This is a genomic window from Streptomyces sp. NPDC048417 (genome assembly GCF_040651615.1).
In the GTDB taxonomy this organism is placed as follows: Bacteria; Actinomycetota; Actinomycetes; order Streptomycetales; family Streptomycetaceae; genus Streptomyces.
Map to the genome: position 1 here is coordinate 287,215 of NZ_JBEZKI010000011.1, position 16,130 is coordinate 303,344.

Annotated in this window: 17 protein-coding genes; 7 read left to right on the forward strand and 10 right to left on the reverse strand. The window is 72.2% G+C overall.

The window, feature by feature from the left end; translation table 11 throughout:
- Positions 1–153: 153 nt before the first annotated feature.
- The gene (locus AB0D59_RS19735) at positions 154–1,077 is read right to left on the reverse strand and encodes an LLM class F420-dependent oxidoreductase (protein ID WP_362566581.1); all 924 of its coding nucleotides are present in this window, start codon (positions 1,075–1,077) and stop codon (positions 154–156) included.
- A 242-nt stretch (positions 1,078–1,319) separates the two neighbouring features.
- On the opposite strand from AB0D59_RS19735, the gene AB0D59_RS19740 reads away from it, so the two are divergent.
- Positions 1,320–1,475 carry a hypothetical protein gene (locus AB0D59_RS19740; RefSeq protein ID WP_362566583.1) on the forward strand — a complete coding sequence of 52 codons (156 nt, stop codon included), beginning with the start codon at positions 1,320–1,322 and terminating at the stop codon, positions 1,473–1,475.
- Between the two features lie 113 nt (positions 1,476–1,588).
- Here AB0D59_RS19740 and AB0D59_RS19745 read toward each other — a convergent pair whose 3' ends face one another.
- The 6 genes from AB0D59_RS19745 to AB0D59_RS19770 form a co-directional block, all read right to left on the reverse strand.
- Complete coding sequence (locus AB0D59_RS19745) at positions 1,589–1,717, reverse strand: hypothetical protein (protein WP_362566585.1); 129 nt, start codon at positions 1,715–1,717, stop codon at positions 1,589–1,591.
- A gap of 52 nt (positions 1,718–1,769) precedes the next feature.
- The gene (locus AB0D59_RS19750) at positions 1,770–2,315 is read right to left on the reverse strand and encodes a recombinase family protein (protein ID WP_362566588.1); all 546 of its coding nucleotides are present in this window, start codon (positions 2,313–2,315) and stop codon (positions 1,770–1,772) included.
- 188 nt (positions 2,316–2,503) lie between these two features.
- Positions 2,504–2,962: a DUF6099 family protein gene (locus tag AB0D59_RS19755; protein ID WP_351728820.1), complete on the reverse strand. Its 459-nt coding sequence runs from the start codon at positions 2,960–2,962 to the stop codon at positions 2,504–2,506.
- A 185-nt stretch (positions 2,963–3,147) separates the two neighbouring features.
- Positions 3,148–3,480 (reverse strand): nucleotide pyrophosphohydrolase, encoded by a 333-nt coding sequence (locus AB0D59_RS19760; RefSeq protein WP_362566591.1) that lies wholly within the window; start codon positions 3,478–3,480, stop codon positions 3,148–3,150.
- A complete protein-coding gene (locus tag AB0D59_RS19765; RefSeq protein WP_362566594.1) occupies positions 3,477–4,607 on the reverse strand; it encodes an ATP-binding protein in 1,131 nt (376 codons plus the stop codon). The genes AB0D59_RS19760 and AB0D59_RS19765 overlap by 4 nt, the downstream gene beginning before the upstream one ends.
- A 738-nt stretch (positions 4,608–5,345) precedes the next feature.
- A complete protein-coding gene (locus AB0D59_RS19770) occupies positions 5,346–5,735 on the reverse strand; it encodes a cell division protein SepF (RefSeq protein ID WP_351713306.1) in 390 nt (129 codons plus the stop codon).
- A gap of 292 nt (positions 5,736–6,027) precedes the next feature.
- Between AB0D59_RS19770 and AB0D59_RS19775 the strand changes: the two genes are divergently transcribed.
- Complete coding sequence (locus tag AB0D59_RS19775) at positions 6,028–7,746, forward strand: hypothetical protein (RefSeq protein ID WP_362566660.1); 1,719 nt, start codon at positions 6,028–6,030, stop codon at positions 7,744–7,746.
- Between the two features lie 40 nt (positions 7,747–7,786).
- Here the strand turns inward: AB0D59_RS19775 and AB0D59_RS19780 are convergent, their stop codons facing one another.
- Positions 7,787–8,302, reverse strand: a complete 516-nt coding sequence (locus tag AB0D59_RS19780) for a YceI family protein (RefSeq protein WP_362566597.1) — start codon at positions 8,300–8,302, stop codon at positions 7,787–7,789.
- Between the two features lie 89 nt (positions 8,303–8,391).
- Here AB0D59_RS19780 and AB0D59_RS19785 point away from each other — a divergent pair, with 89 nt between their 5' ends.
- From AB0D59_RS19785 to meaB, 4 genes are all read left to right on the forward strand, one after another.
- A complete protein-coding gene (locus AB0D59_RS19785; protein ID WP_362566600.1) occupies positions 8,392–8,889 on the forward strand; it encodes a MarR family transcriptional regulator in 498 nt (165 codons plus the stop codon).
- 113 nt (positions 8,890–9,002) lie between these two features.
- Complete coding sequence (locus tag AB0D59_RS19790) at positions 9,003–10,808, forward strand: methylmalonyl-CoA mutase family protein (RefSeq protein WP_362566602.1); 1,806 nt, start codon at positions 9,003–9,005, stop codon at positions 10,806–10,808.
- Positions 10,808–12,982 carry a methylmalonyl-CoA mutase gene (scpA, locus tag AB0D59_RS19795; protein WP_362566605.1) on the forward strand — a complete coding sequence of 725 codons (2,175 nt, stop codon included), beginning with the start codon at positions 10,808–10,810 and terminating at the stop codon, positions 12,980–12,982. The genes AB0D59_RS19790 and scpA overlap by 1 nt, the downstream gene beginning before the upstream one ends.
- Positions 12,979–13,977: a methylmalonyl Co-A mutase-associated GTPase MeaB gene (meaB, locus tag AB0D59_RS19800; RefSeq protein WP_362566608.1), complete on the forward strand. Its 999-nt coding sequence runs from the start codon at positions 12,979–12,981 to the stop codon at positions 13,975–13,977. The genes scpA and meaB overlap by 4 nt, the downstream gene beginning before the upstream one ends.
- Here the strand turns inward: meaB and AB0D59_RS19805 are convergent.
- Positions 13,965–14,540: a sigma-70 family RNA polymerase sigma factor gene (locus tag AB0D59_RS19805; protein WP_362566610.1), complete on the reverse strand. Its 576-nt coding sequence runs from the start codon at positions 14,538–14,540 to the stop codon at positions 13,965–13,967. The genes meaB and AB0D59_RS19805 overlap by 13 nt on opposite strands.
- Positions 14,541–14,660: 120 nt before the next feature.
- Entirely contained in the window at positions 14,661–15,308 is a 648-nt protein-coding gene (locus AB0D59_RS19810) for a hypothetical protein (RefSeq protein ID WP_362566613.1), read from the reverse strand.
- Between the two features lie 183 nt (positions 15,309–15,491).
- On the opposite strand from AB0D59_RS19810, the gene AB0D59_RS19815 reads away from it, so the two are divergent.
- The gene (locus tag AB0D59_RS19815) at positions 15,492–16,034 is read left to right on the forward strand and encodes a GNAT family protein (protein ID WP_362566615.1); all 543 of its coding nucleotides are present in this window, start codon (positions 15,492–15,494) and stop codon (positions 16,032–16,034) included.
- Positions 16,035–16,130 lie beyond the last annotated feature (96 nt).

The window sequence follows — 16,130 nt, forward strand, 5'->3', positions numbered from 1 at the left end:
CCGCTAACCCCTCGGCATTACGGCCCGGAAGGCCCTGAATTGGGCGGGTGCAATTTTTTCTTACGGTCGGTGTCGGAAATATCGACGGCTCCGGAAAGCAACCGCCCCCGGCCCGGGAGGGGTCGGGGGCGCAAGGCCGGGATGCCGGGAGGGTTACGACAGCTGCGACTGGACCTGGGCGGAGATCAGCTCCAGGTGGTCCAGGTCGGACAGGTCGAGGATCTGGAGGTAGAAGCGCTGCGAGCCGATCTCCGCATAGCGGCCGATCTTGTCGACGACCTCGGCCGGGGTGCCGGCCAGACCGTTGGTCTTCAGCTCGTCGACCTCGCGGCCGATCGCGGCGGCGCGGCGGGCGATCTCCTGGTCGTCCTTGCCGACGCAGACCACGAGGGCGTTGGAGTACGTCAGGTCGTCCCCCTTGCGGCCGGCCCCCTCGGCGGCGGCACGCACCCGGCCGAACTGGGCCGCGCTGTCCTCGATCGAGGCGAACGGCATGTTGAACTCGTCGGCGTACCGGGCGGTCAGCTTCGGGGTGCGGGTGGCTCCGTGGCCGCCGATCAGCACCGGGATCCGCGCCTGGGCGGGCTTGGGCAGCGCGGGCGAGTCCGTGAGGTCGTAGTAGGTGCCGTGGAAGTCGAAGGTCTCACCGAGCTTGGTCTCCCACAGCCCGGTGACGATCGCCAGCTGCTCCTCCAGGCGGCCGAACTTCTCCTTCGGGAAGGGGATGCCGTACGCCTTGTGCTCCTCCTCGAACCAGCCCGCGCCGAGGCCGAGTTCGACCCGGCCGCCGGACATCTGGTCGACCTGCGCGACCTGGATGGCGAGCACGCCGGGCAGCCGGAAGGTGCCCGCGGTCATGAGGGTGCCGAGGCGGATCCGCTTGGTCTCGCGGGCGAGGCCGGCCAGGGTGATCCAGGCGTCGGTGGGGCCGGGCAGGCCGTCCACGTCACCCATCTTCAGATAGTGGTCCGAGCGGAAGAAGGCGTCGAAGCCGAGGTCCTCGGTGGCCTTGGCGACGGTGAGGAGGGTGTCGTAGCTCGCGCCCTGCTGGGGCTCGGTGAAGATGCGAAGGTCCATGCGTCCATCCTGCACGGCCGTGGTCCCGTCGACCGCATCGGCACCGGCCGTCGCGCGCATCCCCGGCCAGGGTGAATATCGTCGACGGCGGGGCGCTGGGCGCGGCGGGCCAGTGACCGGCCTCCGCAGTGATCGTTGGCCGGGGGGAGCCGGGCCGTCCGGCACCCGCGCCGGACGGTCCTCGCCGTCGCGCGTCGTTGTGAGGCCCGCCTGCGGTGGGCCGGGGGGCCGAGGAGGCCGTCTTGTCCGAAGAGTCCGTTCCACAGCAGGGTGGCCCCACCGGCCGGCCGAAGGGGCTGCTCCAGCAGATGGAGGAGCTCATGGCGGCGTTGAACGCGGATCTGTCCGACCTGAGGATTGAAGCGGGTTTTCCGCCTGAGGAATCACAAGGCGCCTGACCTGGGGCGATGTCGATTTACTCTCGCTAATCGGAACATGATCGCGGCCCGCCGGCCTGCCCGGGAAACACAGGCGGACGGGCCGCAGTACCCACGATTCGCACAAGCCCCGCTCAGCCGTCCCGCCAGGGCAGGATCTGCCGCGTCAGGGCGTGGTCGTACAACCGGGCGCGCAGCTCCAGCGGCCACGTCTCCACGGCGGCCCGGTCCGCCTCGTTCAGGCCGTCGGTCGCGGCCACCACCGTGCTGGACAGGGTGCGTTGCTGGAGTCAGAAGACCTCGCCGTCGCTGCGCTCAATACGGAACGTCGCGGGCAGCAGAGGACTCCCCGCCCCGCCCGGTACCGAGAACTCGCCCTCCCGGCCGTCCGGTAGCCGGAGCCGGACCTGCCACGTGCGGGAGATCTCCTGCCACGTGTCCATGTCCGAGACGGTCAGGGTGCCGCTCGCCGCAGCCGGGACGGCCGCACCGGTACAGCCCGGCGCCCAGGTACTTGGGAGCCCGAGCGTCGGCACTGGCGAGGTGCGCGCTGCGGGCCGGGTCGGTCAGCACGGTGCGCAGCGCGAGCCACGTGTCGTGGTCGACGATCGCGTCCCGCTGCGCCGGGCCCACGTCCTCGCCCTTGTGTGCGACGCGTCCGGCGATCCGGGGCGAGAGCAGCACGGAACGAAGCGTCTGGATGACCCACGGCTTGCCGCGCGGGCTGGTGATCCCTCGAGTGTTCCATGCTCGGCAGATGCCCGTCAGGGTTGCGCCGGTCTCCGGGTCGGCGGCGCGGGCCAGCACCGCGTCGGCGGCCTCGCGAATCAGCTTCGCCTCACGGGGGTCGACGCGCGGCACCTGGGGGGGCCTGGCCCTTGACGGTGGACTCAACGGCCTTGAACCCGAAGGTGCGGGGCCCACCGTGGTGTACGCCCGCCCAGCGGTTTGCCTCCTTCTTGGCCTTCATGCGCTCGATGGAGTGGTCCGCATTGGACGCGGATCTGCGGCGGGCCCCGAAGGAAGAGGCCGACCTGGGCTAGGGCCTCCTAGCCGTCGCGGACTTCCTCTCGTGCCGCCAGTTTGCGCAGCATCTCCAGGACGCGGTCGCGGGACTCGTCGGCCGCGTCGATGGCCTCCATGCACTGCCAGTACGTCGCCTCGTCGGCGGCGGCGCTGGCCATGCCGACCAGGGTGATGCCGACCTCGGCCAGGAGGCCGCCGAGGGAGAGAAGCGTGGCACGGGCGTCGTCCAGTTCGGTGAGCTGGGCGGCACGCAGGGTGCCGGGGTCCAGGTCAGGGGCGCCCAGGATCCCGCAGCCCCGGCCCGCCAGCTCGGTCAGGCCGAGGGCCTCGCCGCGCAGTTCGGGCGGGCCGGACACCGCCAGCCGGCTGCCGATCGCCTGGGCCAGGGCCTGTGCCTGCCACACCTCGGTCATCATCTCCGGTACGCCCGCACCGCTCGCCAGCGCCCGTCTGCTCGCCATGATGAGCCGCATCGCGTCCATCCGTCGCCCCGTCCCCGTCGGTCCGAACTGCCTTGCAGCACTCAGTAGTTCACTACCCAGAGTGAGGGCATATGAGACGCAGGGCCAGGGGAAGAGGGAAATCTGTGGACAACAATTCGGATTCGGGCGGGGCTTTGGCTACCGAGCGTTACATCGGAGTACCGAATCGACCCCATGGCCCTGCGTCAGGCGGGCGGGAACCGCTTCTCGTTGCGTTCGATCTTCGCGTCCAGCGCGGCCAGCGGGTCGATGTCCAGGACCCCGCAGAGCTGGAGCAGATACGACAGGACGTCGGCGACCTCGTCCGTGACCTTGTGCGCGGTGTCGGGGTCGTCCATCACCCGGACGGACTCCTCCGGGGTCAACCACTGGAAGATCTCGACCAGTTCGGAGGCCTCCACGCTGAGGGCCGCCACCAGGTTCTTGGGCGTGTGGTACTGCTGCCAGTCACGGGCGGCGGCGAACTCGGCCAGCCGGTGCTGGAGCTTCGCCACGTCGAGGGGTTCTTCGTCGCTCACGCGTCCAGGTGTACCACTGTGATCGCCCCCGCTTCGGAGGCCCAGGCCGCGTCGCTCACCGCGCCGACGAAGCGGATGTGGCCGCGCTCGCCCATCAAGGCGGCGGTGCGCAGGAGTTCGGCACGCTGGCGGGGGTCGAGGCAGCGGTCGAAGCCGTCGGCGAGGACGGTGAGGCTGCGCATGGCGTCGGGGACCTCGCCGGGTGCGTCGACCTCCAGGACGCCGGGGCCGGTGAAGAGGACCAGGGCGAGGGCGAGGTAGCGCAGCTCGCCGTCGCCGAGCCGCGCCAGCTCCGAGCGGTGGCCGTCGCCGCGGTCGAGCAGCGCCCGTACCGTGCCGTCGCCGAGCGGCTCGGCGAGCAGATCGGTCACGGGGCCGGCGCAGCCGGTGCGTACCGCGTCGACGAGCAGTCCGTGCCGGCGGCCGCATTCGGAACGGGTGCGCCACAGGACGTCGGCGAGGTTGTCGCAACCGCGCAGCAGCCGGCCCGAGCCGGTGAGGACGGGGGTGCGCATACCCTCGGGGCGCGGGTCGCAGGCGAACACGGACCGCAGGGCGACGACCATCTGCTCGGCGGCGGCGAGTACCTGGCGCTGGCCGTCGGTCTTCCCGGCGACGCGCAGCGGCAGCAGGGCGGTACCGAGCCGGTCGTCGGGCAGCGGGGCCCGGGTCACCGGGGAGCTGCCCGCGGTGTGCCAGGCGGCCTGCACGGTCCGACGCCCTGGGTCGCGCAGGGCGGTCTCCAGCAGCACGAGGCCGCCGGCGGTCAACCGCTCGCCGACGATCCGGAGTTCGGGCTCGGCCTGCACGGCGACGTCGAGCCGCACGGGCCCTTCGGCACCGTCGGCCGTACACCCGATGCGAAACCCCCGCCGCCGCTGTGCGTCGGGCCGCGCCCGCTCCGGCACCAACGCGACGGGATCGGGAAACACCTCCGCGACCGAGGCCCCACCCCCCAGCCGCGCCAGCGCCTCGTAGGCCGCGAGCACTGCGGACTTCCCACTGCCGCTGGGGCCGACGAGAAGCGTGACCCGCCCGAACGGAAAACTCGCCCCACGATGCCGCGCGAAGGCAGAGAGCCGAAGCTCGGTGACCCGGGGACGAGGGTCGCGCCGGGGCGTGGCCACGGGGGCCGTGGGGACGGGAGGGACGGAGGGGGCGCCGACCGGGTGGGCGGCCGATGTCGCCCTGCGCGGACCGGCGGTCCCCGCGGTCGGCGGTGTCGCACGGGGGGCCGACCGGGCGCGGGGGACCGTCTCCCGCGGTTCGGCGGGCCTCGCGGAGCGGGGCCCGTCGGGGCGTTTCAGTGGAGGGCCGTCGGGGCGTTTCAGTAGAGGCCCGTCGGGGCGTTTCAGTGGAGGGCCCTCCAGGCGTTCGGGTGGAGGGCCGTCAGGGGTCGTCGGGGCGATCGGTGGTGCCGGTGGTGCCGGTGGTAGCGCGGCTTCACGTGGCGTCGGCGTATCGCCTGGGGCGGAACCGGCGGACGGAGCGGGGCGGGACGCGGGCGAGGCGGAGGGCACGGCCATATGCGGACCGTAGGGCTCCGGGTGACCGGTGAACCGTTCCGCCGTCGGGACCTTCCTACGATCGGGGGACGAGGGCGCACTTACCCATGACCGACACACCGACCACCGACCACCGACCCGCAGATCCCCACCGCACCCTCAACCAAGAAGGCCGCAGCGACCGCCACACCCTCGACCGAGAAGACCCCGCCGGCTGCAACCCCTCCGCCAAAGAGACCCCGTCGGCCGCCACCCACTCCGCAAAACGTCGGCCGTACCGTCCCTCCGGCAAGAAGCCGTACCGTCCCTCCGGCAAGAAGGCGGGTTCGGGCGGGTGTGTCTCGTCCGTCGGCCGGGGCCTCAGCCGCCCGAGACCCCCGCGCCCTCCATCAGCCCGCTGACCTCCGTGCCGGGCGGGGTGAGGAGGAAGACGTTGCGGTCCACCCGGTGCATCCCGCTGGCCAGGCCGAAGACCACGCCCGTGCTGAAGTCGAGGACGCGCTTGGCGGTCTCCGTCTCCGCCCCGGTCAGGTCGAGCAGTACCGGTATCCCCGCCATCAGCGTCTCGGCCACCTCACGCGCGTCGGCGAAGACGTTCACCCGCAGCACGACGAACCGGCGCCGCGTCTCGGTCTCCGCGTCCGGCAGCGACCGGTGGCCCACTGCCGACGGCCACGCGTCACGGCCCCGCAGCGGCACGACCTGGGCGAGCCCCTCCCACTGTTCATCGGTGACGTCGTAACGGCTCACCGGCTCCCCCTGACCTGACTCGCACTCGATGCCTGCACCAGCCAATTCTTACGCCAAGTCACCCGTTCAGCCCAACAGCGACACGAAGCGCGAACGACTGTGGGCACTCATGCGTGGAACAAGCGATCTTGTCACTATTAGGGCGATTGCCGCGCATTGGGGGCTTCTTACCGCCCTCACACCGGACTCTTCTCCTCCTGCGGCGCCCCGCTCACCACCCGGGATTAGCGTCCGGTGCGTGCACTTGGCAGAAACACAACAGGTGACACCCGACCGGCGGACACAGTCGGCGGTGTCCGCCGCCCCGGGGGATCCCCGAGATCCCGAAGGTCCCGGAGTCATCGCCCCCTGGCATCGCGTTCTGACCCTCCTCGCCGACATCGGTCTGTTCATCGGCACCCGGTCGGTGTGGACGCAGGCGGCCACGCACCACCTGGTCCTGGCGGCCCTGATCTCCGTCTGCTACGCCTCGATCCTGGTGACCGGCGTACTGACGCTGACGGTCCGCAGGACCCGGTCGCTGGCCCGCCTCGACCTGCTGGTCCTGGTCACGGCGGTGACCCTCGCCCTGTGCGCCTGGGCGCTGAACCACAACGGCGGCGACGAGGGCGTCCTCACCACCCAGGCCGCCAGGGAAATCGTCGCCGGTCACGCCGTCTACGGACAGCCCTGGCCCTGGCTGTTCCACGGCACCGGCATCGCCGTCACGCCGACGATAGGCGGCGGCTACGACTACACATACGGCTATCCCCCGCTGGCCCCGCTGCTCACCGTCCCGCTGCTGTGGCTGGGCCATTCCGGCGCCCCGGCGACCGCGGTGTGCACGGGTGCGCTGATCGCCGGCACGGTCACCCTGTGGCGGATGCTCCCGGTGCCGTGGCGGTCCGCGGCGACGCTGGCCTGCCTGGGGTTCGGTTTCCTGTCGACGTACGCCCGGGTCGGCTACCCGGCGGTCATCGGACTGGCCCTGCTGATCCCGGTCGTGGTGCGCTGGCCGCGGATCGGTGCGGGCGGCCGGCTGGGCACGGCCGGGATCGCCCGGGCCGCGTGTCTGGGTGCCGCGTGCGCGGCGCAGCAACTGCCGTGGTTCGTCACGCCGTTCCTGCTGGCCGGGATCTACGCGGTGCGACGCGGGGAGTTGGGCGGCCGGGCCGCCGCGCTGCTGGTCCTGCGGATCGTCGGCGTCGCCGTCACCGTCTGGCTGCTGATCAACACGTACTTCATCATGTCCGAGCCCGGCCGCTGGCTGGGCGGGATCGCGCTGCCGCTGACCCAGGGCGCCGTGGTGCACGGCCAGGGTCTGGTGGACGTCACGCTGTACTTCACGAACGGCAGCGACCGCATCGCCTGGTACTCGCATGCCAGCATGCTGCTCGCGGCGGCCCTGCTCGCCCTGTTCGTGCTGTTCGTACGGCGCCTCGGCCCGGTCGCGACCGTGCTGCCCTGGCTCGCCTTCTTCCTGGCGACCCGCTCCCAGGACGGCTACTACCTGCTGATGACCCCGCTGTGGCTGGCGGCCGCCGTCACCGCGCCCCTGTCGGAGTTCGAGCGCGCCTGGCAGCCACGTCCGGCCTTCCTGACCGGCCCCCGCCGCCGGCCCGTCCTGGTCGCGACGGTCGTCCTGCTGTTCGTCCCGGCGCTGGTGAGCGCGGCCCTCGCGGTGTCCGGCAGGCCGCCGCTGCGGATGGAGGTCACCGCCGTGCGCCGCGCCGAGCGGTCGGCCGCGGTGGTCCGGGCGATGACGCTGAAGGTGGTGAACACGGGGAGTGCCCCGCTCACCCCTCACTACACGCTGACCACCGGCCAGGGCATGAGCAGGTACTGGCTGCTGGTGCGGGGTCCGGCGACGATTCCCGGGCACGGCACGGCGAGCGTCGAACTCCGGCCGCCGAACGGCCGGTTCGGTGTTCCCGCCAAGCCGAGCACCCGGATCCGGCTGCGCGCCTTCACGGCGGATCCGCAGACGTTGTCCAGCCAGTACGTCACCCTGCGCAGGACGGTCGGCCAGTAGAGCCGCCCACGCGCGACCCCGCAGGACGCGGCAGGGCCGGTCAGGCGGCCGCGCGGGTGAAGCGGAGGGTGGCGGTCACCGTGGTCGGGCCGCCCATCATGCGCATCTGGTTGAAGGTGACCCCGAACTCCTCGCGCGCCACCGTGAACTCCGCCTCCAGCGTCAGCCCGTCGGCGTCGGCCGAGACCAGCTTCGCAGTGACCTGCTGCGGCCTGCTGACGCCCCGGACGGTCAGCTGACCGTCGACGCGCACCACGTCACCCGCCTGCCGCTCGGCACCGCGCACCGCGAAGGTGATCTCCGGGTGGTTGGCCGCGTCGAAGAAGTCGGCCGAGCGCAGGTGGTCGTCCCGCTTCTTGTTCTTGGTGTCCAGCGAAGCCGCGTCGATCGCCAGCGTGCCGGTGGCGGTGCCGTCGGCGGCCACTTCGCCCCGGCCGGTGACGCCCGTGAAGGTGCCCTTGACGGTGACCAGACCCCATACCGACTTGTGCCGGACGGCGACGGTGGAGGCGGTCGGGTCGAGCTGCCAGAGGCCGGTTTCCACGGTGACGGTCATGGCCGTGCTCCGATCAATTGATGGTTCAAATTTGGATGACCTCACGCTAACCCAATATCCAAATTTGAACAACAGGTAGACTCGATGTCATGGCCGCCGCCCAGGAACACCCCGCAGAGCTGCCCGAATGCCCGTCCCGCGCGGGCGGTGGGCTGCTCCCGGACGAGCTGCGCGCCTGGATGCTGCTGCTGGCCGCGACGGGGGCGGTGGAGCAGCGGCTGCGGTCGGTCGTGAAGGGGGCGCTGGACGTCTCGCACGACGAGTTCCTGATCCTGTGCCTGCTGGCCGAGCAGCCGCGCGAGGGGCTGCGGATGACCCGGATCGCCGCGCTGCTGGGCCGCCCCAAGACCCGCCTCACCTACCAGATCGCCTGCCTCCAGCACGCCGGTCTGGTCACCCGCAAGGCCGTCTGCGACGACAAGCGGGGCATCGAGGTCGCCCTGACCGACAAGGCCCGGGGCCTCCTCAGGGACGCCTCCGCCGCCCTCGCCGAGACGGTCGGACAGGCGTTCGCCCACGTCATCGGACCGGAGCAGCGCGAGGCCCTGTGCGCGTTGATGCCGGAGCTCGCGGACGACCCGTACTGACGGCGCGAATCCGGTCACTTCACCCGCGGGAGGCTCAGGTCACAACCACGGAGAGGGCAAGGTCACAGCCCCGTCATCCGTGCGGCTTCAGCGCTCTGCCCTAGCATCCGAGCATGACGGTCCTGCCTGACGACGGGCTCTCACTGGCCGCCGAGTTCCCTGACGCGACACACGAGCAGTGGCAACACCTCGTGGCGGGTGTGCTGCGCAAGTCGGGCAGGGACGTCTCGGGCGAGGCCGCTGAGGACGCTCTGTCCACGACGCTGGAGGACGGGCTGCGTACCCGTCCCCTCTACACCGCGCGCGACACGGCGCCCGAGCCCGGCCTGCCCGGCTTCGCGCCGTATGTGCGCGGCGGCCGCCCCGAGGGCGGCACCGCGGGCGGCTGGGACATAAGGCAGCGGCACGCGGCCGCTCCCGACGGCGCGGTCCTGACCGATCTGGAGAACGGCGTCACCTCGCTCTGGCTGCTGGTCGGCCAGGGCGGTATCCCCGTGTCCGGCCTCGCCCGCGCCCTCGACGGCGTCTACCTGGACCTGGCCCCGGTCGTCCTCGACGCCGGCCGCGAGGTGCCGGCGGCGGCCGCCGAGCTGTTCCGGCTGTACGACGAGAGGGGCGTCGATCCCAAGGCCGTACGCGGCAACCTGGGCGCCGACCCGCTCGGCTTCGAGGCGCGTACCGGTGAGTGCCTGGACTTCGCCCCGGTCGCCGGGCTGGCGCGACGGTGCGCCGAGGAGTTCCCGGGGCTGCGCGCACTGACCGTGGACGCGCTGCCGTACCACGAGGCGGGCGGCTCGGCCGGGCAGGAACTGGGCGTCTCGCTGGCCACCGGGGTGGCCTACCTCCGGGGGCTGACCGAGGCCGGGATGGGCGTCGAACAGGCCCTCGGGCAGCTGGAGTTCCGGTACGCGGCGACCGCCGACCAGTTCCTGACGATCGCCAAGCTGCGCGCGGCGCGCCGGCTGTGGGCGCGGGTCGCCGAGGTCAGCGGGGCGGCCGACGCGGGCGCCCAGGTGCAGCACGCGGTCACCTCGCCGGTGATGATGAGCCGCCGCGACCCGTGGGTGAACATGCTGCGCACCACGGTCGCCACGCTCGCCGCCGGAGTGGGCGGCGCCGACGCGGTCACCGTGCTGCCGTTCGACCACGCGCTCGGCCTGCCCGACGCTTTCGCCCGCCGCATCGCCCGCAACACCTCGACGATCCTGGTCGAGGAGTCGCACCTGGCCCGGGTCATCGACCCGGCGGGCGGCTCCTGGTACGTGGAGCGGCTCACCGACGAACTCGCCCACGCGGGCTGGGAGTTCTTCCGGTCGATCGAGCGGGACGGCGGCCAGGCGGCCGTGCTGCGCTCCGGCCGACTGCGCACGGACCTCGCGACGACCTGGGCGGAGCGCTCCAAGAAGCTCGCCAAGCGACGCGAACCCATCACCGGGGTCAGCGAGTTCCCGCTCCTGGCCGAGAAGCCGCCGGTGCGCGAACCCGCCCCCGAGCCGCCGTCCGGCGGGCTTCCCCGGGTACGCCGGGACGAGGCGTACGAGGAGCTGCGCGCCCGCTCGGACGCGCACCTCGCGGCGACCGGCGGCCGCCCCCGGATCTACCTGGCGACGATCGGCCCGGCCGGCGCCTACACCGCCCGCGCCGGTTTCGCCGCCAATCTCTTCCAGGCCGGCGGCATCGAAACCGTCACCGATGGCAGCTTCGAGGAGAGCGGCGCCACCGAGGCGGTGCTCTGCTCCAGCGACGCGCTCTACGCCGAACAGGCCGAGCCGACGGTCCGGTCGCTGAAGGCGGCCGGTGCCGGGCACGTGTTCCTCGCGGGCCGGGGCGAGTACGCCGGCGTCGACGGTCACGTCTTCGCGGGCTGCGACGCCGTGGCCGTGCTGTCCGAGACCCTTGACCGCATGGGAGTGTCCTGATGGGAATCCCCGACTTCTCCGGCATCGAGCTGGGGACCCCCGTCGCCGAAGGCGGTGACGCTCAGTGGCGTACGGCCGTCAAGCACGCCACCGGCGGCGAGGCCCCGGTCTGGGAGACCCCGGAGGGCATCGGGGTCAAGCCGCTCTACACCGGCCGTGACCTGGAGGGCCTGGACTTCCTCGGGACGTACCCGGGCATCGCGCCGTATCTGCGCGGCCCCTACCCGACGATGTACGTCAACCAGCCCTGGACCATCCGCCAGTACGCGGGCTTCTCCACCGCCGAGGAGTCCAACGCCTTCTACCGGCGCAACCTCGCGGCCGGCCAGAAGGGCCTGTCGGTCGCCTTCGACCTGCCCACCCACCGGGGGTACGACAGCGACCACCCGCGGGTGACCGGTGACGTCGGCATGGCGGGCGTGGCCATCGACTCCATCTACGACATGCGCCAGCTGTTCGACGGCATCCCGTTGGACAAGATGACCGTGTCGATGACGATGAACGGCGCCGTGCTGCCGGTCCTCGCGCTCTACATCGTGGCGGCGGAGGAACAGGGCGTACCGCCCGAGAAGCTGGCCGGGACCATCCAGAACGACATCCTCAAGGAGTTCATGGTCCGCAACACCTACATCTATCCGCCGAAGCCGTCGATGCGGATCATCTCCGACATCTTCGCGTACACCTCGCAGCGGATGCCCCGCTACAACTCGATCTCCATCTCCGGCTACCACATCCAGGAAGCCGGTGCCACGGCCGACCTGGAGCTGGCGTACACCCTCGCCGACGGCGTCGAGTACATCCGGGCGGGACGCGAAGTCGGCCTGGACGTGGACGCGTTCGCGCCCCGTCTCTCCTTCTTCTGGGCGATCGGCATGAACTTCTTCATGGAGATCGCCAAGATGCGGGCGGCCCGGCTCCTGTGGGCCAAGCTGGTCGCGCAGTTCGAGCCGAAGAACACCAAGTCCCTCTCCCTGCGCACCCATTCGCAGACCTCGGGTTGGTCGCTGACCGCGCAGGACGTCTTCAACAACGTCACCCGTACGGCCGTGGAGGCGATGGCGGCGACCCAGGGGCACACCCAGTCGCTGCACACCAACGCCCTGGACGAGGCGCTCGCGCTGCCCACCGACTTCTCGGCGCGCATCGCCCGCAACACCCAGCTGCTGATCCAGCAGGAGTCGGGGACGACGAGGGTCATCGACCCCTGGGGCGGCAGCGCCTACGTGGAGCGGCTGACCTACGACCTCGCCCGCAAGGCCTGGGCGCACATCCAGGAGGTCGAGCAGGCCGGCGGTATGGCGCAGGCCATCGACGCCGGTATCCCGAAGCTGCGCGTGGAGGAGGCGGCCGCGCGGACGCAGGCCCGGATCGACTCCGGGCGGCAGCCGGTGATCGGCGTCAACAAGTACCGGGTGGACAGCGACGAGCAGATCGAGGTGCTCAAGGTCGACAACTCCTCGGTGCGCACCCAGCAGATCGAGAAGCTGCGGCGGCTGCGGGCGGAGCGCGACGACGTCGAGTGCCGGGCCGCGCTCGACGCGCTGACCCGGGCGGCCGACGGCGAGGGCAACCTGCTGGAGCTGGCGGTGAACGCGGCCCGCGCCAAGGCGACCGTCGGCGAGATCTCCGACGCCCTGGAGAAGGTGTACGGTCGGCACGCCAGCCAGATCCGTACGATCTCCGGTGTGTACCGCAACGAAGCCGGCGAGTCCCCGAACGTGGACCGCACCCGGGCCCTGGTCGACACCTTCGACGAGGCCGAGGGGCGCCGCCCGCGCATCCTGGTCGCCAAGATGGGCCAGGACGGCCACGACCGCGGCCAGAAGGTGATCGCCACCGCCTTCGCCGACCTCGGCTTCGACGTCGACGTCGGCCCGCTGTTCCAGACCCCGGAGGAGGTCGCCCGCCAGGCGGTGGAGGCGGACGTCCACGTGGTCGGCGTCTCCTCGCTGGCAGCCGGCCACCTCACCCTCGTACCGGCGCTGCGCGAGAAGCTCGCCGAGGAGGGCCGGGCGGACATCATGATCGTGGTCGGCGGGGTTATCCCGCCGCAGGACGTGCCGACCCTCCTGGAGATGGGCGCCACGGCCGTGTTCCCGCCCGGGACGGTGATCCCGGACGCGGCCTACGACCTGGTGAAGCGGCTGTCGGCGGATCTCGGGCACGACCTGTGATCGATGTCGACGCCTACGTGAAGGGTGTGCTCGACCAGAAGCGCGCGGTCATCGCCCGCGCGATCACCCTCGTCGAGTCCACCCGGCCCGGGCACCGGGTGCTGGCCCAGGAGTTGCTCACCGAGCTGCTTCCGCACAGCGGCCGGGCGCGGCGGATCGGCATCAGCGGGGTGCCGGGCGTGGGCAAGTCGACGTTCATCGACGCGTTCGGGACCATACTGACCGGGCTCGGCCACCGGGTCGCCGTGCTCGCCGTGGACCCGTCGTCCACCCGGACCGGAGGTTCGATCCTCGGCGACAAGACGCGGATGGAGCGGCTGTCGGTCGACCCGGACGCCTTCGTCCGCCCCTCCCCCAGCGCGGGCACCCTCGGCGGGGTCGCCAAGGCGACCCGGGAGTCGATGGTGGTCATGGAGGCCGCCGGGTACGACGTGATCCTGGTGGAGACCGTCGGCGTCGGGCAGTCCGAGACCGCGGTCGCCGACATGGTCGACTCCTTCCTGCTGCTCAGCCTGGCCCGCACCGGCGATCAGCTCCAGGGCATCAAGAAGGGCGTCCTGGAGCTGGCCGACGTCATCGCCGTCAACAAGGCGGACGGCCCGCACGAGCGCGACGCGCGGTCCGCGGCACGGGAGCTGGCGGGCGCGCTGCGGCTGATGCACGGCAGGGACGCGTTCTGGACGCCGCCGGTGCTGAGTTGCAGCGCCCGGGAGTCGACGGGGCTGGATGTCGTCTGGGAGCGCCTTGAGCAGCACCGGGCGCTGCTCGACTCCACCGGGCGGCTCGCCGAGAAGCGCCGCGAGCAGCAGGTCGGCTGGACCTGGTCGATGGTGCGGGACGAGCTGCTCGGCCGGCTGTCCGCCCATCCGGCGGTGCGCGCGGCCGCCCCCGAACTCGAACGGCAGGTCAGGGACGGCACGTTGACGGCGACGCTGGCCGCCGAGCGGATCCTCAAGGCGTTCGGAGAATCCCCCGACGCGCCTCAGGCCAGCTGATCCTGGAGCGCCTCGCGGGCCCGCGCCACCCGGGACCGGACCGTGCCCACGGGACAGTCGCTGACCTCGGCGGCCTCCGCGTACGGCAGCCCGACCAGCTGGGTGAGGACGAACGCCTCCCGCCGCTCGTCGGGCAGCGCCGCCAGCAGATCGAGCAGCGCGACCCCGTCGTCGAAGCCGGGCAGCCCGGACGGCTGGGCCCGCTCGACGGCGAGCTGCCAGTCGGGGACGTCCGCCGGGCGCGGCCGGGCGGCGGCGTACCGATGGCTGTCCACGACCGCCCGGCGGGCGATCGACAGCAGCCAGGACCGGGCCGAACAGCGGCCCTCGAAGCGGTGCAGGCTGCCCAGCGCGCGCAGGAACGTGTCCTGGGCGAGGTCGTCGACGGCCTGCGGGTCGGCGCACAGATGGGCGACGTACCGCAGCACGTCGCGGTGGAGGGCCCGGACGAACGCGTCCACGGCGACCGTGTCTCCGGAACGGGCCGCCAGCGCCCAGGCCGTGATCGACTCGTCGCGTTTCTCGTGCGGCGCGGGGCGTGCGGGCAGGACGGAAGTGATCACTCGGTGTCCTTGTGAGAAAGGTGAGAGGGGGAGACGGCCGGCCCTGCGGTGCGTGCACGGGCGTACGGCCGCCGTGTTCGTCCGGGGCGCGCACGGGCGGCCCCGGAACACCGGCTGTCGTCAGGCGACAGCCGTCCGCACGGGCGGACCCCGGGAAGTGATCGCGTGGACGAGGAGCAGCAGCCGCGGCGCCCGGCCCGAGTGGCGGCGCAGCGGGCGGGGGCGCGGCCGCTCGGGTGCGGCGGGCAGGGCGAGGAGCAGGCGCAGTGGTGCGGTGAGGCGGCCGGCGGCGGCTCGCAGGATGCGGAAGGCGGCCCGTTCGCCGTGGCCGAGCCAGAGTCCGCACAGCAGCGCGGCGAGGAGGTGGGCGACGAGCATGCCGGTGGAGGCCGTGCCGCCGGTGCCGAAGCCCAGGTACGCGACAGGGGCCAGGTGGGTGGGACCCATGTGCATGCCGGCCATGTCGCCGGCCATGTCCATATGAGTGGCGGCCATGGGGACCTGCTGGGACGAGACCGTCTGGGCCGTGGAGAAGCCGCTGTGCAGGGCCGTCTGGGCGCCGACCGCGGCGGACACGACCAGCGGCAGCCCGCGTTCACGTGTGGCCAGGGGCCAGCCCAGGGCGCCGGTGGCCAGGAGGCCGGCCGCCAGTGCCCAGCCGGGCACCGGGGCGCCGGACATCATGACGTGGCCCAGGGCGGCGAGCAGCACGCAGACGGCCGCGAACACCGCGGCCCGTAACGTGCGCGCACACCACCCTGCCGTCATGGCGCATCATCCTGGCAGCCGGCGGCGGTCCATCAGGGAGGCGCACGGCGATCCACAGGTGGCGTGTCCGACTCACAGGTGCGGTGGGCCGGCACACAGCCGACGGCGTTCCCCGCGCCGCCCTCGGGGCCCCGCCCTCATATCGGCTTGCCGCCGGTCGGCCCGCTCGGATAGGAAACTCGCATGCTGAGGGGTAGCAAGGTCGGGCTCAGGGCCCGGCACGAGGCGGACATCCCGGTCCTGCAGGCCGAGCTCCACGACGACGTGGTCAACCACGCGCGGGCCCAGGGCCGGCCGTGGCGGCCGATCACGCCCGGCTCGAAGGCCGCGCAGTTCGTGGTGGACGACGAGGAGCAGGGGCACGTCCCGTTCTCCGTGGTGGAGCTGGACGGCGGCACGCTGGTCGGCAGCGCGGTGCTGTGGGGCATCGACACCCACAACCGGTCCGCGCACGTCGGGCTGGGGCTGCTGGCGTCCGCCCGCGGCAAGGGCTACGGCACCGACGTGGTCGCCGTGCTGTGCCACTACGGCTTCGTCGTGCGCGGCCTGCACCGGCTGCAGATCGAGACGCTGGCGGACAACACCGCGATGCTCCGCTCCGCCGAACGCAACGGCTTCGTCCGCGAGGGCGTACTGCGCTCCGCGGCCTGGGTGATGGGCGAGTTCCTGGACGAGGTACTCCTGGGCCTGCTCGCCGAGGACTGGAAACCGACGGTGGGAAGCTAGCGCCGCGGCAGGCAACGTTTGCCCGTCAAGGAGCGGCGTCCGGTGCGTGCTCTCGGTGTGCCGGCCGGAAGTCGTCGTACTGGATGTACTTGGGCT